16 protein-coding genes and 1 pseudogene are annotated in these 18,756 nt (G+C 40.7%); 7 read left to right on the top strand and 10 right to left on the bottom strand.

All coding sequences use genetic code 11. The features are described from left to right. Nucleotides 1–2: 2 nt before the first annotated feature. The 4 genes and pseudogenes from GPS65_RS19865 to GPS65_RS10355 form a co-directional block, all read left to right on the top strand. Nucleotides 3–542, top strand: a pseudogene (locus GPS65_RS19865) (protoglobin family protein); the annotation flags it as partial. Nucleotides 543–686: 144 nt separating this feature from the next. Further along, entirely contained in the window at nucleotides 687–1,298 is a 612-nt protein-coding gene (locus GPS65_RS19860; RefSeq protein ID WP_404841273.1) for a methyl-accepting chemotaxis protein, read from the top strand. A 61-nt stretch (nucleotides 1,299–1,359) separates the two neighbouring features. Next, a complete protein-coding gene (locus GPS65_RS10360) occupies nucleotides 1,360–1,944 on the top strand; it encodes a histidine phosphatase family protein (RefSeq protein WP_144468236.1) in 585 nt (194 codons plus the stop codon). A gap of 389 nt (nucleotides 1,945–2,333) precedes the next feature. Continuing rightward, a complete protein-coding gene (locus tag GPS65_RS10355; RefSeq protein ID WP_012009474.1) occupies nucleotides 2,334–3,479 on the top strand; it encodes a serine alkaline protease SapB in 1,146 nt (381 codons plus the stop codon). A gap of 41 nt (nucleotides 3,480–3,520) precedes the next feature. Here GPS65_RS10355 and GPS65_RS10350 read toward each other — a convergent pair whose 3' ends face one another. Beyond that, on the bottom strand, nucleotides 3,521–4,801 hold the full coding sequence (locus GPS65_RS10350) for a M48 family metallopeptidase (RefSeq protein WP_144468237.1): 1,281 nt from the start codon (nucleotides 4,799–4,801) through the stop codon (nucleotides 3,521–3,523). A 177-nt stretch (nucleotides 4,802–4,978) separates the two neighbouring features. Between GPS65_RS10350 and GPS65_RS10345 the strand changes: the two genes are divergently transcribed. Continuing rightward, nucleotides 4,979–5,386, top strand: a complete 408-nt coding sequence (locus GPS65_RS10345) for a YhfM domain-containing protein (protein ID WP_012009472.1) — start codon at nucleotides 4,979–4,981, stop codon at nucleotides 5,384–5,386. Nucleotides 5,387–5,466: 80 nt separating this feature from the next. On the opposite strand, the gene GPS65_RS10340 is transcribed toward GPS65_RS10345, so the two are convergent. From GPS65_RS10340 to GPS65_RS10330, 3 genes are all read right to left on the bottom strand, one after another. After that, a complete protein-coding gene (locus GPS65_RS10340; protein WP_119124652.1) occupies nucleotides 5,467–7,020 on the bottom strand; it encodes a fatty acid--CoA ligase family protein in 1,554 nt (517 codons plus the stop codon). 172 nt (nucleotides 7,021–7,192) lie between these two features. Continuing rightward, on the bottom strand, nucleotides 7,193–8,182 hold the full coding sequence (locus GPS65_RS10335; protein ID WP_012009470.1) for a lipoate--protein ligase: 990 nt from the start codon (nucleotides 8,180–8,182) through the stop codon (nucleotides 7,193–7,195). A 2-nt stretch (nucleotides 8,183–8,184) separates the two neighbouring features. Further along, nucleotides 8,185–8,928: an MBL fold metallo-hydrolase gene (locus tag GPS65_RS10330; protein WP_186299634.1), complete on the bottom strand. Its 744-nt coding sequence runs from the start codon at nucleotides 8,926–8,928 to the stop codon at nucleotides 8,185–8,187. 156 nt (nucleotides 8,929–9,084) lie between these two features. Between GPS65_RS10330 and yhfH the strand changes: the two genes are divergently transcribed. Both yhfH and GPS65_RS10320 read left to right on the top strand, forming a co-directional pair. Beyond that, a complete protein-coding gene (gene yhfH, locus GPS65_RS10325) occupies nucleotides 9,085–9,222 on the top strand; it encodes a protein YhfH (RefSeq protein ID WP_008359029.1) in 138 nt (45 codons plus the stop codon). 339 nt (nucleotides 9,223–9,561) lie between these two features. Further along, complete coding sequence (locus tag GPS65_RS10320; RefSeq protein ID WP_119124651.1) at nucleotides 9,562–10,851, top strand: glutamate/proton symporter GltT; 1,290 nt, start codon at nucleotides 9,562–9,564, stop codon at nucleotides 10,849–10,851. 33 nt (nucleotides 10,852–10,884) lie between these two features. On the opposite strand, the gene GPS65_RS10315 is transcribed toward GPS65_RS10320, so the two are convergent. The 6 genes from GPS65_RS10315 to hemE all read right to left on the bottom strand — a co-directional run bounded on the left by GPS65_RS10315 (nucleotide 10,885) and on the right by hemE (nucleotide 18,669). Continuing rightward, complete coding sequence (locus tag GPS65_RS10315; protein ID WP_161985415.1) at nucleotides 10,885–11,934, bottom strand: M42 family metallopeptidase; 1,050 nt, start codon at nucleotides 11,932–11,934, stop codon at nucleotides 10,885–10,887. Between the two features lie 143 nt (nucleotides 11,935–12,077). Then, the gene (locus tag GPS65_RS10310; protein ID WP_119124650.1) at nucleotides 12,078–14,387 is read right to left on the bottom strand and encodes a YhgE/Pip domain-containing protein; all 2,310 of its coding nucleotides are present in this window, start codon (nucleotides 14,385–14,387) and stop codon (nucleotides 12,078–12,080) included. A 64-nt stretch (nucleotides 14,388–14,451) separates the two neighbouring features. Then, nucleotides 14,452–15,030 (bottom strand): TetR/AcrR family transcriptional regulator, encoded by a 579-nt coding sequence (locus GPS65_RS10305; RefSeq protein WP_012009464.1) that lies wholly within the window; start codon nucleotides 15,028–15,030, stop codon nucleotides 14,452–14,454. A 174-nt stretch (nucleotides 15,031–15,204) separates the two neighbouring features. After that, the gene (gene hemY / locus GPS65_RS10300) at nucleotides 15,205–16,617 is read right to left on the bottom strand and encodes a protoporphyrinogen oxidase (RefSeq protein WP_012009463.1); all 1,413 of its coding nucleotides are present in this window, start codon (nucleotides 16,615–16,617) and stop codon (nucleotides 15,205–15,207) included. Between the two features lie 22 nt (nucleotides 16,618–16,639). Then, complete coding sequence (gene hemH / locus GPS65_RS10295) at nucleotides 16,640–17,578, bottom strand: ferrochelatase (RefSeq protein ID WP_012009462.1); 939 nt, start codon at nucleotides 17,576–17,578, stop codon at nucleotides 16,640–16,642. 32 nt (nucleotides 17,579–17,610) lie between these two features. Then, a complete protein-coding gene (gene hemE / locus GPS65_RS10290) occupies nucleotides 17,611–18,669 on the bottom strand; it encodes a uroporphyrinogen decarboxylase (protein WP_012009461.1) in 1,059 nt (352 codons plus the stop codon). Nucleotides 18,670–18,756 lie beyond the last annotated feature (87 nt).

The raw sequence follows: 18,756 nt of genomic DNA, 5'->3' as shown, positions 1-18,756 counted from the left end.
CATTGTTATTTAAAAAAGAGACGAAAAGAAAAAACACTGCTTTTTTCACTAAGCAGGATGATGGAATAAAACGTATCAATTTTTCTGACAATACGGATATCGCGAAACAAATCAAAATGATTGACCTGACGCAGAATGACTTATTGATTCTAAATCAGCTCAATTCAATTGTTCAGGAAGATATTGCACATATCGTTGATAAATTTTATAAAAATTTAGAAGTCGAGTCTTCTTTGATGCATATCATTCAAGATAATAGTTCTGTCGAGCGTCTGAAAAAAACACTTCGCATCCATATTAGTGAAATGTTTGCAGGTGTGGTTGATGAAGCCTATGTGGCAAAACGAATTAAAATTGCACAAGTTCATCTGCGGATTGGCCTCCAGCCTAAGTGGTATATGGCCGCATTCCAGGATCTTCTGCTATCGATTATGGACTTATTTGCTCAGCATATCCAAGACTTCAAAGAATATCAGACAGCAGTGAAAGCGACGACGAAAATTTTAAATTTAGAGCAGCAGCTTGTTTTGGATACATTCCAAAATGAATATTCTAAAATTCGTGATGAAGCAGAACTGCAGCAACAGGAGCTTCATACAAAAATCACAGAAACATCAAACTCGCTTGCTTCGCTCTTCTCAAACACAACAAATGCTGTGGACAAGCTTGTATCAAAATCTGATGAAATGGCAGATATGTCGCAAGCTGGCACACAAATTTCAGCACAAGTCGAGGAAAAATCGATCGGTGGTAAAAAAGAATTAGAGATTCAACAAACTCAAATGAACCAAATTGATGGCAGCATGACAAAGATTGAAACAGAAATTAAGCGTTTAGAAGAAATCGCCAAACAGATTGAACAAATCTTTGGGATTGTCACAGGCATTGCAGAACAGACGAATTTATTATCTTTAAACGCGTCAATCGAATCTGCACGAGCAGGTGAACACGGAAAAGGCTTTGCTGTCGTCGCAAATGAGGTTCGTAAATTATCAGAGGACACAAAGAAAACGGTTTCAACCGTGTCTGAACTCGTCAACAATACCAATTCCCAAATCTCCATTGTGTCTCAGCACATTGGGGACGTGAATTTACTCGTGACAGATAGTAAAGAAAAAATGACCCAAATCAATTCACTCTTCGATGATATCGTCAGCAGCATGAACTTAAGCAAAAATCAAAATGGAAAAATTGAAATAGACCTTCAAACCTTCCTGAACGAATTGAAGGAAGTCAAACAAACGGTCTCCCAAGTTGCCAGCTCAGTCGAATCCTTAACAAATCTCACAAATCGCTAATCCAGTCTTTTTTCTTCTGCTTTAGTATAATAGAAGAAAAGAGAGAAAAGGCGGGATTTGATTGACAACAATTTGCCTAGTCAGACATGGGGAAACAGATTGGAATGCAGCGAAACGAATTCAAGGACGAACAGATATCCCTTTAAATGATACTGGTAAATGGCAGGCTGAACAAACGGGCCTTTATTTAAAAGATGCCCATTGGGATGTTGTCATTTCCAGTCCACTCACAAGGGCAAAAGAAACAGCACACTTGATTTTAAAACATGTAGATGCGCCTCTTGTCATCATGGATGATTTCATTGAGCGTGATTATGGCGATGCTGAAGGCATGTCATTTGAGGAGCGTCAAAAGCTGTTTCCAAATAAACAGTATCCAAATATGGAGCCGCTTGAGACGATTCAAGATCGAATGGTAGAAGGCATTGAAAAAGTCAGAGCAGCCTATCCAAATCAACAAGTCCTGATCGTAGCACACGGCGCTGCCATCCATGCTTTGCTCACCACCTTAGCTGATGAACATTTGGGTCTTGAGAACACGAGACTCGTCAATGCTTGCTTAAATTATGTGGAATGGAAAGATGGTAAATGGAAGGTGCTTGATTACAATGTGGTTAGCCATTTAACTCAATCCTCCCCTTCTTAAAGAACCTGTTATAGAAACAGGTTCTTTTTTAAATGACAAAAACAATGATAAAATAATATTTTTTTATATCGAAATTCGAAATAGCTGCTAGACGTTTCTACCTATTTTAAGGCTTTTCGGGTATCGAATATTTCTCCGATAATGGATCATAAGAAAAATAGCATACTTCCTTTTTAATAGATAATCGCTGAAACAGTAGAATAAACATATTTTACCACTATTTCCAAGTGACTTAATTCCCCAATTTTCGCTAGGACTTTCACAAAAATTCAGGTCTACTCTTATTTGCCTACTTCCCTTAAACTGAATATACAGAATAATCAAACGTCTCATTCTTATAGACTACGGATGATTATTCTGAAATAAGAAAAAAGGGATGTGGATTGTGCGTGAAAAAGAAAAATGTGATGACAAGTGTTTTATTGGCTGTCCCTCTTCTGTTTTCAGCAGGATTTGGAGGCTCCATGGCAAATGCCGAGACGGTCTCAAAGTCAGATAGTGAAAAGAGCTATATTGTTGGCTTTAAAGCCTCCGCCACCACAAACAGCTCTAAGAAACAAGCCGTCACTCAAAATGGTGGAAAACTAGAAAAGCAATATCGTCTCATTAATGCCGCACAAGTAAAGATGTCAGAACAAGCCGCGAAAAAACTTGAACATGACCCTAGCATTGCTTACGTAGAAGAAGACCACAAAGCAGAAGCATATGCACAAACCGTCCCTTATGGAATCCCTCAAATCAAAGCTCCAGCTGTACACGCTCAAGGTTATAAAGGTGCTAATGTCAAAGTAGCTGTCCTTGATACTGGCATCCACGCTGCACACCCTGACTTAAATGTTGCAGGCGGTGCCAGCTTCGTCCCTTCAGAGCCAAATGCCACCCAAGACTTTCAATCACATGGAACTCACGTAGCCGGAACGATCGCTGCCCTTGATAACACAATTGGTGTTCTTGGGGTCGCTCCAAGTGCCTCTCTATATGCTGTGAAAGTATTAGACCGCTATGGCGACGGACAATATAGCTGGATCATTAGCGGTATTGAATGGGCAGTAGCCAATAATATGGATGTCATCAACATGAGCTTAGGCGGACCAAACGGTTCAACAGCACTTAAAAATGCCGTTGATACAGCGAATAACCGCGGAGTCGTTGTTGTGGCGGCTGCAGGTAACTCAGGTTCTACTGGTTCTACAAGTACAGTTGGCTATCCAGCAAAGTATGATTCTACCATTGCCGTTGCTAATGTGAACAGCAGCAATGTCAGAAACTCGTCTTCCAGCGCAGGTCCTGAATTAGATGTTTCTGCACCTGGTACTTCTATTTTAAGTACAGTACCAAGCAGTGGATACACATCTTATACTGGAACATCTATGGCGTCTCCTCATGTAGCAGGAGCAGCAGCGCTTATTCTTTCTAAGTACCCGAATCTATCAACTACTCAGGTTCGCCAGCGCTTAGAAAACACAGCAACACCGCTTGGTAACTCCTTCTATTACGGAAAAGGGTTAATCAACGTTCAAGCGGCTTCTAACTAAACAAGAACGAAAAAAATCCGGCTGATGCAGCCGGATTTTATTTATTGCTTCCTCGACGCTTTCTCTTTTTCCGCTGCTTCCATCTCCATGATTCTCTCCATCATCGTTGGGTGTCCGTAGCGGAAGACCTTCACTAAAAGTGGCGGATTCACCTGAGACAGCCCTGATTTTGCAAGCTTTTGGAAAGACGTCACCCCTGCCTCTCCGTCTTTTGTCAGGTTTATCGCATACTCATCAGCTGCACGTTCTTGATGTCTTGAAACTGCATTTGTAAAAGGTGAAGCTGTAAATGAAAGCACTGATACAATCATGAGAAGAAGCGGAAGAGCAGCGATGTCGCGCGGCTCCCTCAGCCGAAATAAAACTGCTCCCTTACGATAGAAATAAAAATAGAGACGGTCGATCGCAAAAAATCCCGCAAGCGACAGTACTAGATATCCTGCTAATCCTATATAGACATGCTTCATGACGTAATGTCCCATTTCATGTGCCATGATAAATAAAATTTCGCGATCTTTCAGCTTTTGCAGTGTCGTATCCCATAACACAATACGCTTATTCTCACCAATCCCTGTGACATAAGCATTCATCGTGTTCGTTTTTTCAGACATATTGACCTCATATACATGATCCGCTGGGATATGAGCTTTGTCTGCAAGTGTTAAGATCTTGTTCTCAAGAGCTTGATCCTTTAGTGGATAAAAATGATTATATAACGGATCAATGACGACCGGCTGTATAAAGAAGAGAAATAGTGTGAATGGGACTGTTAAACACCAAGCATACAGCCACCAGCGTTTTCTTCTTTTTTGAATAAGCCAAAAGAATACAATTGCACATAGGGCAAGAAGCGGATATTGAATCCAGAAATCTAGAATTTGATCTTTCAACCAGCTTGCCGTACTTTGAGCAGATACTCCGTAGTGCAAAGACAGCTGATAGCCAATCCATTTAATAGGAAATGAAATCAGCATTGTCAAAAATGACAGCACAAACACGTATACAAGTTTGCTTAAAAATGTGAAGCGAGCTGCTGTCAGGCTCCAGTCTGCTAATTTTCGTGAAAACCCTGAAATGAGCAGAAGAAAAAAGACATACCAATCTAATGGAATTGTCATGAAAAACAGCAAGTTACGTATGTTCGAGAAATGCTCGCTGATGACAAGCTCATGGCTTGTCATAAAGGTATGCGGATCTGCACTTGTTCCTTTTACACTGTCAGGAACCGATGCATCCCCAAATAGAAACAAATAAGAATAAATAAAAAGACCGTACAATATGTATGCTACCGTTGCAAGAGCTACCCATTTACGTACTCGCACAGGTCAGCCTCCTTTCCATCCCTCTCTCTATTCTAATCATCCAGTATTTTGTTTAGAACCTGTCTCATGTGGCTCCATCATAGCATGCCCTATCTGAAAAAGCTTTCTCGAAAAAAATGATTATGCTACTCGAAAATCGGAGATGCTACATATAAAATAGAGTGTTGGAGGATCGAAATGAAGAAAATCCTTGCAGGAATTGTGATCTTTGGACTTTTACTTATTACCTTCTTTTATGTATTCAGTCGGACAGGCGAAATCTTTGATGAGAATCGAGCAGAAAAATTGCTCCTTTCATCTAAAAGAGAATCCATTTCTTATGAAATAGACGATAAGGACACAGCAGAAGATTTAATAGAAGAATTAAATAAAGGCAAACAAACAAGTAATCATCTCAAGAAAAATCTAAAAGAACCAGATTATATCGCCAAGGTGATGTACGGCCGAACAAACGGCACCACCTTTCAGCTTTGGACAAACCGTTCGCAGGTTGTTTTTTTAGTAGATGGGACTTATTATGAGCTGAATCAAAAACAGTCTCAATCTTTTCAGAAACAGTTAAAAGAAGCCATTCAAAAGAGCTGAAATTTTATCTCATTGTCTTTTTAACAGCGTGATATACCTCAACAAACTAAGGGAGCCTCTTCATAAGAGACTCCCTTTTCTTATTTACTTTCCTCTGCTTGATACTTTTCCTTTAGTGCTCTTCTTAAAATTTTACCTGTTGTGTTCTTTGGAATATCATCTATGAAATGGATCGTTTGGGGCTGCTTATATTTCGCTAAAAAGCGTGAACAATGTGTGATGATGTCTTCTTGATCGATGTGAGCATGTTTCTTAGGGGAAATGTAACAGACGACAGCCTCTCCGGTGTTCTGATCTGGCACACCGATGACAACAGCTTCTGCTACAGCTTCATGTTGATAAAGCACTTCTTCTACTTCTCTTGGATACACATTATAACCGCCAACAAGAATCATATCCTTTTTTCGATCGACAATATAAATGTATCCTTCTTCATCTCTTCTCGCTAAATCGCCAGTGTACAGCCACCCGTCTCTTAGTGCAGCTTCAGTATCTTCTGGCATTTGATAATAGCCTTTCATAATGTTGGGTCCTTTTGCTATGAGCTCTCCGACTTCATTTGGACCGACTTCTTCTCCTAGTTCATTCACAATCTTATTCTTCACATTCATAATGTCGGTCCCGACTGAACCGGGTTTTCTTTTTCCATCAAGAGGATTGAATGCAGTTACTGGAGAAGCTTCTGATAATCCGTAACCCTCCAGCACCGTGACACCAAATTTTTTCTCAAAACCGTGAAGTAAAGCAACAGGCATTGAGGCACCGCCTGATATACAAATCCTCACAGAGGACATCGCATCCTCATGCCCTTCCTGGCGGTACAAATAGTTATACATGGTCGGAACACCCACAAATAACGTTGGTTTCTCTTTTTCCATCATACGCAAAAGCTCTGATGGGCTGAAATGCGGTAGAACATAAATGGTCGCGCCATGAATCAATGGTGCATTCATACAAACCGTTAAACAAAATACGTGGAACATCGGCAATGCAGCAATGACCTTGTCCTTTTCATCAATGGATAGATACTCAGCAACATCTCTAGCATTTGAATACAGGTTGAAATGAGTCAGCATTGCACCCTTTGGTTTTCCTGTCGTGCCAGATGTAAATAAAATAACTGCCGTATCGTCCTGATGAATAGATGGATGCACGTTCTCTTTCGCATGACCAGACACAAGCTTTCCAAAGAAGACAAGTTGATCTGCTACTTCCTTAAAACTTGATCTGCACGCAGATTCATTTTCTGCACAAATAATCACCCGTTCAATAGACGGAAGTTGTTCGTACACCTGCTCGTACACTGGCAGTAGCTGTGCAGGGGCAACAATCCCTTTTACATCACCTGTAATCAGCATATACCCAATTTCACTAGGCGTGTATGTTGGATTGATTGGTACTACGACAAGCCCTGCCTTTAAGGCACCAAAAAAAGAAATGACAAAATGCGGTGAATTTCCTAAAATAAGCGCAAGATGATCCCCAGCTTGAAACCCTTCGCTCACTAAGCCATCTGCAAAGCGCTCGATACTTGTCATGAGCTCTCGATAGGTCATCTGATTTCCTTCAAAGATCAGTGCGATATCTTCTCCCTTCGTCATCGCCGTCTGCTCTAGGTTTTTGATCAAATCCATTCTCCCACCCCTTACATGTCATCAATGAATGAATGACCATTCATTTTATGGCCAAACATTCCTCCTTTCTATTATAATAGACAATCGAAAAAATTCACAAGATCAAATGTAAATCGCTTTCATTTCTTTCAATCAAAAAAAGCACCGCTATCTCTAGCAGTGCTTGTCTCTCTTAATAAATCAAATCAAGAAAATCCTCTTTTGATACGTTGCCGAAGTAGTGGCGCATGTCCATATCTTCTAATACGTCGCTGATCGTTTTGCGATCGTATTGCTGCCCAATGAGTCTTTTTTCAATATCAGCAATATCCCCTACACCAAAGAAATCACCAAAGATTTTGCAATCCTGGATCATCCCTTTTTTCACTTCTAATCGAAGATCAATGGAGCCTGCTGAAAATCTCTTAGAATGCTGCAAATTAAATTTCGGTGAACGGCCGTAGTTCCATTCCCATTTTTGATATCGTTCCCGGGAAATCTCGTGAATCTTTTCCCAATCTTTCTCAGTCAATTGATATTGAGGGACATCCCCATTTGTGTCGAAAATGTAGCTTAACAGAATTTTTCTGAATTCTTCTGTTGTCATTTTTTGATCCATTAATTCACTAATATTGGCAACCCTGCTTCTAATGGATTTAATACCTTTTGATTCAATCTTTTCCTTTTTCACATTTAAAGCCGAAACAACATGTTCAATTTCTGAATCAAATAGCAGTGTACCATGGCTGAAAATACGTCCTCTTGTCGCGAACTGGGCATTTCCTGAAATTTTCCGACCATCTGCCATGATGTCATTTCTACCACTTAATTCAGCTTTGACGCCTAGTTTTTCTAGCGCCTGAATGACTGGCTCCGTGAACTTTTTAAAATTATGGAAGCTGTCCCCATCGTCTTTTGTGATAAAACTGAAGTTTAAGTTTCCTTTGTCATGGTAAACTGCGCCACCACCGGACAGGCGGCGGACAACTTTGATGCCGTTGTCTTCCACATACTTTGTGTTGATTTCTTCTATTGTATTTTGGTTCTTTCCAATGATAATTGACGGCTGGTTAATATAGAACAGCAAGTACGTTTCTTCTGGGTCTAAATATTTTAAGCAATATTCTTCAATTGCCAAATTAATCATTGGATCATAATGTTGTTCGTTATCGATAAACAGCATCTCTATCTTCCTTCCTTGTTCCATCTAAGCCCTGAATGGGCAAGCTGTATATTGCCAGTATATAACGCCTGTGCTTCATTGACTAGGTCTTTATGACGGCCAAAATGGGGCAGGTGGGTGATGATCAGTTCCCCAACATTTGCTTCCATTGCAAGCTTGCCAACCTCTGTACTATTCATATGTCCTGCACTCGATCCGTCCTGTCCAGCGTAGAAGTTACTTTCAGCAATGAGTAAATCTGCATCCTTGCTAAAAGGGACAAATGCCTCCTGATAACTTGAGTCTGCTGTATACACCACCACAGCATCCTTTGCCTGAATTCTCATCGCATAGCATTCTGCTGGATGAACTGTTTTCAAAAAATTGATTTGAAATGGACCAATTTGAATACCCTCTTCTGGCTGATAAGCCTTAGCCTTAGTATGTACATCATCCGCAATCCGCCCAAATGCTTCTTGATTACCCGTATGTCCATAGATTGGAAGCGGACCGCTGCTTTTTCCTAAATGATATCCCACTAGCTTCGCATATTGGAGTGGTCCGATATCTGCAATATGATCGTGGTGATAATGAGAAAGGAGAACAGCATCAAGTTCTTCTATATCAATGTATTGCTGCAGTTTGGAAAGAACACCGCTTCCGCAGTCTACAAGCAGACGAAAGCCATCTGATTCAAAAAGATACCCTGACGTTGCTTCACCAGCGGCAGGAAACCCTCCGTAGCATCCAATGACAGTTAATTTCATCGTCATTTTTCCCTCCTTTTCTAAAAGTCCCCATCTTACAATATACCCATTTTTCATGGAAAAAGCATTCTTCTTGCCTATTGTTACAAAACAGATTGACAATTATTAATCTGTTATAATACAATGATAACAACAAAACGTATTGGAGGATGACAAATGCTAGGAAAAATCACAGAGTTTTTTAGAAATTTGCCCTCAAAAAAATGCACAAAATGTGGAAATGATTTAATGGAACAACATGAGTGTTACGGTAATGAATGTGAGGAATGCTCACAAGTAAGTTATCTTAAATAAGGTAAAAAATTGAATTAAAAAGCACTTTTTTCCTCCTTCATCAGTTGGAGTCAAAAGTGCTTTTTATTTTTTCTGAAAAATAGGTAAAAAGGTAAAACCCTTGTCACAAAAGGGTTTTTTAGTATTTTCATCTGATGAGTTTTAGTTCAGAAGGCACTTTTTATTGACTTGAATCAATAATGGAGGTTCTAAGTGTTCATTTTTTCAAACAATTTTGTATTTTCTCAATATAATTTAATCGTGGACGAAACTCTTTAATTTTAGTTATACTTTAATTCATATATTAAAACTTAATATAATGGGAATATTCCTTTAATGAATATGTTAGGGAGGAAATCTATGAAAAAATTAAAATTTGGATTAGCTACACAAATCCTAATCGGTCTTATTCTCGGTGTCGTTGTTGGGGCAATCTTTTTCGGTAACCCAGGCGTTGAGACTTATTTAAAACCAATTGGAGACTTCTTCTTAAGACTCATTAAGATGATTGTGATACCAATTGTCGTATCTAGCTTAATTTTAGGTGTTGCAGGTGCCGGTGATGGTAAAAAGGTAGGGAAACTTGGTTTTAGAACCATTCTTTATTTTGAAATTATCACAACATTTGCGATTATTCTTGGTCTTGTGCTTGCAAACTTTGTTCAACCTGGTGCAGGCGTTGACTTTGGTCATACGGAAAAACAAGATATTAGCCAGTATGTTGAAACGGAAAAAGAGCAAAGCAGCAAATCAGTTGCTGACACGTTCCTACATATCGTTCCAACGAACTTCTTCCAATCATTGGCGGAAGGTGATTTGCTTGCGATTATTTTCTTTACTGTGTTATTTGCACTTGGCGTTTCAGCCATTGGTGAACGCGGCAAACCAGTGCTCGCCTTCTTTGAAGGTGTGTCACACGCCATGTTCCATGTCGTCAATGTTGTAATGAAAGCTGCACCATTTGGTGTCTTCGCACTCATTGGTGTGACTGTCTCAAAATTTGGTCTTGAATCTCTTATTTCATTAGGTAAGCTTGTGGGTCTTGTTTATTTTGCGCTCGCTCTCTTCCTTATCGTTGTATTCGGAATTATTGGAAAGATGATTGGCGTTAATATTTTCAGATTTCTTGCTTACATGAAAGACGAAATGCTTCTTGCCTTTAGTACATCCAGCTCTGAAACAGTTTTACCAAGAGTCATGGATAAAATGGAGCGCATTGGATGTCCGAAGGGAATTGTTTCTTTCGTTATCCCAATCGGTTATACATTTAACCTGGACGGCTCCGTCTTGTATCAAGCGATCGCTGCGCTTTTCCTTGCACAGGTATACGGCATTGACCTTACGATTGTCCAGCAGCTCACACTTATTCTTGTGCTGATGGTGACATCTAAAGGAATGGCTGCCGTTCCTGGTACATCCTTTGTTGTATTACTTGCCACATTAGGCACAATCGGTGTACCTGCCGAAGGTCTAGCATTTATTGCAGGTGTAGATCGAATCATGGATATGGCACGTACAGTTGTTAACTTAACAGGAAATGCACTTGCAGCAGTTGTGATGTCTAAATGGGAAGGGCAATATGACCCTGAAAAAGGACATCGCGTGATGACTGGACAAGATGTACCTGAACCAACACAGCTTTCAAGCTAATGAAAAAGAACCCCGATAAATGGGGTTCTTTTTTTATGCTGTAATTAATGATGATTGAACGTAGTGATAAAGAAGATCTGCTGTATGCACAAGAGAATCTTCATGTGTTCGTTCAAATGCATGCGAGGAATCGATCCCAGGACCAATCAATCCATGGATGATATCATGCCCTGCTCGAATCGCTGCTGATGCATCAGATCCGTAATAAGGGTAAATATCTAGACGATAATCAATGTTGTTCTCTTCTGCTAATGCGGCTAAATGCTTGCGTAATCCATAATGATAAGGACCGCTTGAGTCCTTCACACAAATAGACACGCTATATTCATCTGTTGATTGACCATCGCCGATCGCTCCCATATCAACAGCGAGGTATTCCACCGTTTCTTCTGGAATATTGGAGTTTCCACCGTAGCCAATCTCTTCATTATTAGAAATTAAGAAGTGCGTCGTATGCGGCAGTGTAATGTTTTCCTTTTGGATGCGATGGATGAGTCGCAGCAAAAGCGCTACACTTGCCTTGTCATCAAGGTATCTGGATTTAATAAAACCTGATGACGTCACTTCCACTCTCGGATCAAATGAGATAAAGTCCCCTACTTGAATGCCAAGTGCTTTGACATCGTCTGCATTTTGCACCTTTTCATCAAGACGAACTTCCATATTCTCTTGGTTTCGTTTTGCTTTTCCCGCATCTGCATAGACATGAACGGACGTTTGATGCATAAGAATGGTACCTGTGTATGTATGACCTGTTGATGTTTCAATTTCACAGTACTCACCTTCGATTGAGTTATACTGAAAGCCCCCAATGAGTGCAAGACGAAGCCGTCCATTTGATTTAATTTCCTTTACCATCGCACCGAGCGTATCGACATGTGCTGTCAGCATGCGGTGTTCCTTGTCATCAGTTCCTTTAATAGTGGCAATTAAGCCGCCCTTACGATTTCGTTTTGTCTCAATATTTACATCTTGTAGAAAGCGTTCAACAAAGCCGATCACCTTTTCTGTATTCCCTGACGGACTTGGGATCGATACGAGCTTTTGAATCAGCTGAACGGTTTCGTTTACTTCCGTTGTCATTCGGCATTTCCTCCTTTGTGTGAAAGCAATTCCTTCCATGAATGCCTTTTATAGCATCTCTTCTTAAAATATATCGCTTCGGGTTCAAGATGTCTAATTTCAAATCAAAAATCCTTCCTCTATTAAGAGAAAGGATTCATTGATTAAGCTTCGTCTTGTTTCATTTTTCTTACGTTCCAAGCAAAGTATGCAGTTGTTGCCGCCATCATGATGATCGCAACTGTACCAAGAATCGCTGCTTGGTGCCATAAATAGCTATCATCACCGCTTGCAATGATCGTTCTAAATCCATTGATCGTATACGTCATTGGAAGCAGACTATGAATGACTTGGAAGAATTTCGGTACAAGCTCAAGCGGGAATGTGCCAGCACTTGCTGCGAGCTGAAGAACTAAGATAATGACGGCAATGAAGCGTCCTGGGTTCCCCATTGTTGTCGCTAGCAGCTGAATAATCGCTAAGAATGTCAGACTGACGACGATCGCAAAGAGATAGAAGCGCCAGAGGCTTTCCACCTCAAGACCAAGCCCAAAGATGAGCATTGTACTTGCAATGACTGCTTGAAGGATACCAACAAGCAGAAGCACACTATATTTGCTGACAAACCATTCAAACGCATTTCTAGGGCGGCCAGCAGGGTCTTTCATTGGGAATACAACGGTGAGCATGAGAGCCCCAACAAAGAGTCCCATCGATAAAATATAAGGCGTGAGCCCTGTTCCATAATTATCAATCTTTTTTGCTGTATCGTTTTCTGTTTTAACAGGGCTTGCAATCATGTTGTAATTGTCTTGATTTGCATCAATTTTACCTGTTTCATCAGCAGCGCTTTTCAATTTATTGGACAGTTTACCTGTACCGCTCTTTAAATCTCCTAATCCTTTATCAAGTGATTTTGAGCCTTCGGCAAGCTTAGATGTATTGCTTTGGATATTTGTTGAACCACTTTCTAGCTTATTTAACGCTGCGCTAAGCTGACTTGATCCATTGGCAAGCTTATCCGCTCCGCTTTTCGCCGTATCAAGTTTTCCATTTGCTGTTTCGAGACCATCTTGTAATTGACCTTGACCTGTTTGAAGCTTCAGTGCACCTTGATACAATTTATTCGTACCAGATGTCATTTGGTCGATCGCATTTTGTATCGCGACTGTAGACGTGTACAGCTGTTCTGTTTTCTCAGGCAGCTGTTTGACTTGCTGCAGCTGCGCTTTTGCAGATGCAACTGCTGATTGAACCTCACTTGCATCAGGCAGTTCCTGCAAGGCCGCTAAGCTTTGTTCGAGTCCAGACAGATCAGGCAGTTCGATTTTAGGCAGACTGTTTAGCTGATCGGTTGCCGCCTTTTTCTCTTCATCTGTCATAGAGCTGTTTTGGATAATGCTTTTTACTTTCGCATCTCGATTTGATAATGCTTCTTTTAGTGAAGCAAGTTTTGTACTGAACGTTTTTGCGTCTTTTTTCACCTGATCGAGTTTAGGCGCCATCTTTTCAAGATTCGCTAATTCTGGTGACGATAAGACTTTTTCTACTGCTGCAATTTTTTCTGAAAAAGATTGTGCTTTGTTGTTCAGCTGCTCAATGCCTGCTGTGAATTGTGGCATTTTAGAAGCGAGCTGCTGATGTCCTTCTCGGCTTGTGTTCAACCCTTCGGTTAATGTATCAATTCCTGAACCAAGCTCTCCAAATTTCTGATCAATGGTTTGATAGCCTGTTAAAAGCTGACCAAGCCCACTGTCTAGAGACTGTATGCCTGTGTTCAGTTCACCCATTTTCCCTGCGAACTGATGAACCCCTTCGCTATAGGTTAGTGTACCCTCAGCTAATTTGGCTAAGTTGTCTTTTAACTTCGTACTGCCATCTTTTGCGCTTTTTGTTCCGTCATCAATTTTCTTCGCGCCATCGCTTGCTTGATCTAATCCTTTTGCAATGGTTTTGAAGTTATCAAAGATGACCTCGGCGTAATTTTTTGTGACTTCCTTTGAAACCGAATCTTTTAATTTGATAATGGCATTATTCGCAATTTGTGACGCCGCATAGTTGGCGCCCGGATTCGTATAATATTTCAGATTCGATTTTTTCGGATGTTTCTCTAGCACTGTACTTGCATTTTTCGAGAAGTCCTTTGGTATTTCCACAACGAGATAATAGTCCTCGTTATTTAATCCTTTTAACGCCTTGTCATGACTATCGACAAAATTCCATTTGAAATTGTCGTTTTTCTTTAATTCCTTTACTAAATCATCGCCGACTTGAAGGGTTTTCCCGTCGTAATGACTGCCTTCATCCAAGTTGACAACCGCCACAGGCAATTGATCAACTGTACCATAAGGGTCCCAGTACGCTTTTAAAAATACACCACTGTAAATCAGCGGAATAAATAAGACAGCTAAAATCGGGATCAGTAGTTTTTTGCTCGTTACAATGTCTTTCCATTGATTCCGAATTAAATTCATTGCTGTTTTCCTCCCATAGATGAATGACTAAATATACAATTTGGTCATTTGAACTCAAAAAAAATTATGTTGTTGCAGATAGTCCTTTTAAGACATAAAGCTCCAGCGATTCAGCTACCTCTTCTTTTGTTAAAGGCTCGTATCGCTTTTCCCAATCAAAAATCAGTGCAATATATAGTTTCACCATCACAAATGCAGTCAATTCAGGATCACAAGGCTTAATGTCGCCTTTATCCATCGCTTCTTGTACTTTCGTTTTGATATAGCGAATGATCATCTGCTCCATTTTCTCGATCATTTCCTTGACCGCTGACGTGCCAAGCTCCGCATTTTCCTGAAAAATCTTAATTGTGAGCTGGTGGTTTTTTCGAAATTCTAAAATTGCAAAGAGTGCTAAGTGAAGGTTTTCTGAGAAACTATTCTTCTCATCAATTGCTTCATCCGCAATTTTCCTCATCTCTAGTAAAAGGGATGTGAAAATTTCATCGAACAACTCTTCTTTGTTTTTGAAAAATGTATAAATGGTTCCTTTTCCGACATTGGCAAGCTTTGCCACAAGGTCCATTGTGGTCGCTTTATATCCGAATTGAGTAAATGCTTTCGTCGCACCATCTAAAATCATTTGTCTCCTATCAACACTCATGATCTCACTCCCGAAATGACTATTTGAACGTTTTGGTCATTAAGTACAGAAAATAATATACCATATCCTTTTCCCTAGATGCAACAACTTTGTTCACATTTATGATTCCCAACTCTTTTTGAATGATCCGCACATGAAAAACTCCCTTTCCATGACAGAAAAGGGAGTCGTTATTTATGAAAATAGATACGATACAGCCTCTGAGATGGCGGCTTTTCCTTGATCAATACAATCAGGGATTCCGACACCTTCAAAAGCAGCACCTGTAATATAAACACCAGGATATGATTGCTTAAACGTTTCTCGCATGTTCGAAATGGCTTTCTGATGACCGACGTGATATTGCGGCATACTTGTCTTCCAGCGAGTCACTGTCGTCAATTCTGGATCTGCTTTAATATCCATGATTTTCTTTAAATCTTCTAGCACAATGCTGACGATTTGACTGTCTGACTGCTCGACAATTGATTCGTCGCCAGCCTTCCCTACATACGCACGCAATAGCGTTTTTCCTTTCGGAGCAGTATGCGGCCATTTTTTGTTTGTCCATGTACAGGCCGTAATAGAGAAATCACTGTTTCTTGAGATGACAAAACCAGTGCCATCATACTCATTATGAACATCCTCATCTTTAAAACCGAGTGCTACTGTTGCAACAGAAGTAGAGGTCATGTCATGCAAATACTCTAGCCCTGCTTCTTTAGGAAACATGGAATAAATCGATTGATGCGGAGTCGTGACAATGGCTGAATCGGCAAAAAGCGTTTGACCGCTGTCTAATTGTAAGCCATAGCCTCCATCCGTTTTTTCAATTTGTTTGACTTTTGTCCCTTTATAGACCGTTGTCAGCTTGAGCTTACTTTCTACTGCTTCCACAAGCGACTGCAATCCTTGATTGATCGTTTGGAACTGTCCTTGTTTTTTCGCAGTCACTTGCTGCGCTTTCGCATGCTGCTGTGATTTTTTCATCCCAAGAATCAAACTGCGATGCTTTTGTTCTGTTTGATAAAATTGCGGGAAGGTCGACATTAAGCTCAGACGGTCAATATCCCCTGCATAAATGCCTGATAGAAGCGGCTCAATTAAATTCTCAACGACCTCATCACCGACACGTCTTCTAAAAAATTCACCGAGCGACTGATCTTCTGTCTGCTTGCTTTTTGGCAGTACGAAATCCATCGCCGCCCTTGCTTTTCCCGCAACTGAAAAAAGACCAGTTGTAATAAATGGGCTGATTTGAGTTGGAATCCCCATAACAGCACCTTTTGGCATCGGGTGAAGCTTTTCATTGACCAGTACATACGCTTGCCCAGTTTCATTATTGACGAGCTGATCGGACAGACCGACATCTTTTGCAAGCTGCGGCCCACTGACCTTTCTTTCTAAAAATGAATCAGGTCCACGTTCAATGATGTAGCCGTCTTTATATAATGTTTGTATTTTTCCACCTAGCCTAGGGCTCGCTTCAATAAGTGATATTTGAATCGGAAGACCTTTTTCCTCGACTTCCTTTTCCAAATAGAAGGCGGCGGCTAAACCAGTGATGCCACCGCCAATGATGACAAGGTGTTTTTGATTGTCATGCATAGGATCGCCTTCTTTTATATGATTACTTGCTTTCGTCAAGCTTCTTTAATACGACGGTTGCCAGAGCATCAATAAATGCTGGTTTCGCATTTGGCATTTCTGGACGATAGTAGGCTGCACCGATTTCATCTGTCACGACTTTACATTCATAATCGTTGTCGTATAAGACCTCAAGATGATCAGCGACAAACCCAACAGGCACATACACGAATGTTTGATAGCCTTTTTGTTCAAATAAGTCCCGCGTTAAGTCTTGTACGTCTGGTCCAAGCCATGGGTCCGGTGTATTGCCTTCACTTTGCCAGCCAATTTCATAGTGTTCAATTCCTGCGCCTTCTGCAATCATTTTGGCAGATTGTGCGAGCTGATCAGGATATGGATCTCCTGCTGCAATAATTTTTTCAGGGAGGCTGTGTGCAGATACAATAAGTACTGCGGAATCTCTTTCCTCTTGACTCATTGATGCATACGTATCCTTCACTTGCTTCACCCAATAGTCCACAAATTTAGGCTCATCGTACCAGCTTTCAACAGATGTAATCTGTAGATTGCCGAGCTTGTCTGCCTCATCTTGTGCACGTTTGTTATATGATTTCACACTAAATGTGGAGAAATGCGGCGCTAAAACGATACTCACAGCTTCTGTAATGCCGTCCTTGTGCATGTCAGCAACTGCATCCTCGATGAAAGGCTCGATATGTTTTAAGCCAATGTAAACATGAAATTCAATGTCGTCTTGAATATCATTCAAGTGCTCACATAAACCATGTGCCTGCTGCTCTGTAATTTTTGATAAAGGAGAAATACCGCCGATTGCCTTGTAGCGATCCTTTAAATCTTGCAGCATTTCCGGCTCCGGCTTTCTGCCTCTACGAATATGTGTATAATAACGCTCAATGTCTTCTTCTTTATACGGGGTGCCATATGCCATGACAAGAAGCCCCATTTTCTTTTTCTCCACAACCAACACTCCTTCAGATCATTCGAAATAGTTTAGATGGATGATTTTTTATGTTTAGCTGAATAATCGTGAATAAAATCGGTCAGCTTCTTTAACGTATCTGGTGAAACATCTGGAAATACCCCATGACCTAGGTTAAAGATGAAGTGATCTGATTTCATCCCTTGATCTAATATGTCTTTTGCTCTTTCTTCAATGACTTCCCAAGGAGAAAGTAAGATTGTTGGATCAAGATTTCCTTGTAACGTTTTTGTGAGCCCTTCTTTTCGTGCTTCATCTACACTCATACGCCAATCAAGTCCAACGACGTCTAGCGGCAAATCATGCCAATCTTTCACGAGATGGCTTGCACCAACTCCGTACATGATCATTGGTACATTTTCACTCTTCAACTCTGTGAAAATTCGCTGCATGACAGGTTTAATGAATGTCCGGTAGTCCGCTGCATTTAATGCGCCCACCCATGAGTCGAAGATTTGAAACGCACTGACCCCTGCTTTTACCTGGGCACGTATGTACGTGATCGTCATATCCGCTAATTTGTTCATGAGCAGCATCCATGTCTCAGGCTCACTGTACATGAGCGCTTTTGTTTTATGATAGTTTTTAGATGGACCGCCTTCAATCATATAGCTCGCCATCGTAAATGGTGCACCAGCAAAACCGATAAGCGGTACATTTAGCTGCTCCTTCGTTAAAAGCTGAATGGTGTCAAGCACATATGGCAGGTCTTCTTCTGGATGAAGTTCCCCAAGACGTTCGATATCTGCTTTTGTGCGAATCGGTGAATCGATGACAGGTCCAATGCCATTTTTAATTTCAACGTCCACTCCAATAGCTGGAAGCGGGGTCATAATATCTTTATATAAAATCGCGGCATCTACACCATATTGTTCTACAGGAAGTCGTGTTACATAAGCACATAGCTCTGGCTGATGCGTAATTTCAAATAGCCCGTACTTTTCTTTAAGGGCACGATATTCAGGCTGTGAGCGTCCTGCCTGCCTCATATACCAAGCTGGTACATGGTCTGTTTTTTCCCCTTTGCACGCCTTTAAGAACGTGTCATTAAAAGCCTTCGTTTTTCCCATTACCTTTCATTCCACCTTTCGCCTTACACTCTCTTTGTATAAGGCTCAAACACTGCTTTTACTATACCGCTTTTTCAAGGCACGGTA

Source organism: Bacillus pumilus (genome assembly GCF_009937765.1).
In the GTDB taxonomy this organism is placed as follows: domain Bacteria; phylum Bacillota; class Bacilli; order Bacillales; family Bacillaceae; genus Bacillus; species Bacillus pumilus_O.
Note: the sequence above shows the minus strand (reverse complement) of the source record. Positions and strands in the feature narration are given on the sequence as shown.

Excerpts from the sequence above, each read along its gene's own strand:
- yhfH (WP_008359029.1), top strand. The coding sequence starts at position 9,085 with ATGCTAGGAAAAATCACAGAGTTTTTTAGAAATTTGCCCTCAAAAAAA.
- GPS65_RS10320 (WP_119124651.1), top strand. The coding sequence starts at position 9,562 with ATGAAAAAATTAAAATTTGGATTAGCTACACAAATCCTAATCGGTCTT.
- GPS65_RS10330 (WP_186299634.1), bottom strand. The coding sequence starts at position 8,928 with ATGAAATTAACTGTCATTGGATGCTACGGAGGGTTTCCTGCCGCTGGT.
- GPS65_RS10340 (WP_119124652.1), bottom strand. The coding sequence starts at position 7,020 with ATGGATTTGATCAAAAACCTAGAGCAGACGGCGATGACGAAGGGAGAA.
- GPS65_RS10345 (WP_012009472.1), top strand. The coding sequence starts at position 4,979 with ATGAAGAAAATCCTTGCAGGAATTGTGATCTTTGGACTTTTACTTATT.
- GPS65_RS10335 (WP_012009470.1), bottom strand. The coding sequence starts at position 8,182 with ATGCTGTTTATCGATAACGAACAACATTATGATCCAATGATTAATTTG.
- hemY (WP_012009463.1), bottom strand. The coding sequence starts at position 16,617 with ATGCATGACAATCAAAAACACCTTGTCATCATTGGCGGTGGCATCACT.
- GPS65_RS19860 (WP_404841273.1), top strand. The coding sequence starts at position 687 with ATGGCAGATATGTCGCAAGCTGGCACACAAATTTCAGCACAAGTCGAG.
- hemE (WP_012009461.1), bottom strand. The coding sequence starts at position 18,669 with ATGGGAAAAACGAAGGCTTTTAATGACACGTTCTTAAAGGCGTGCAAA.
- GPS65_RS10305 (WP_012009464.1), bottom strand. The coding sequence starts at position 15,030 with ATGAGTGTTGATAGGAGACAAATGATTTTAGATGGTGCGACGAAAGCA.
- GPS65_RS10310 (WP_119124650.1), bottom strand. The coding sequence starts at position 14,387 with ATGAATTTAATTCGGAATCAATGGAAAGACATTGTAACGAGCAAAAAA.
- GPS65_RS10315 (WP_161985415.1), bottom strand. The coding sequence starts at position 11,934 with ATGACAACGGAAGTAAACGAAACCGTTCAGCTGATTCAAAAGCTCGTA.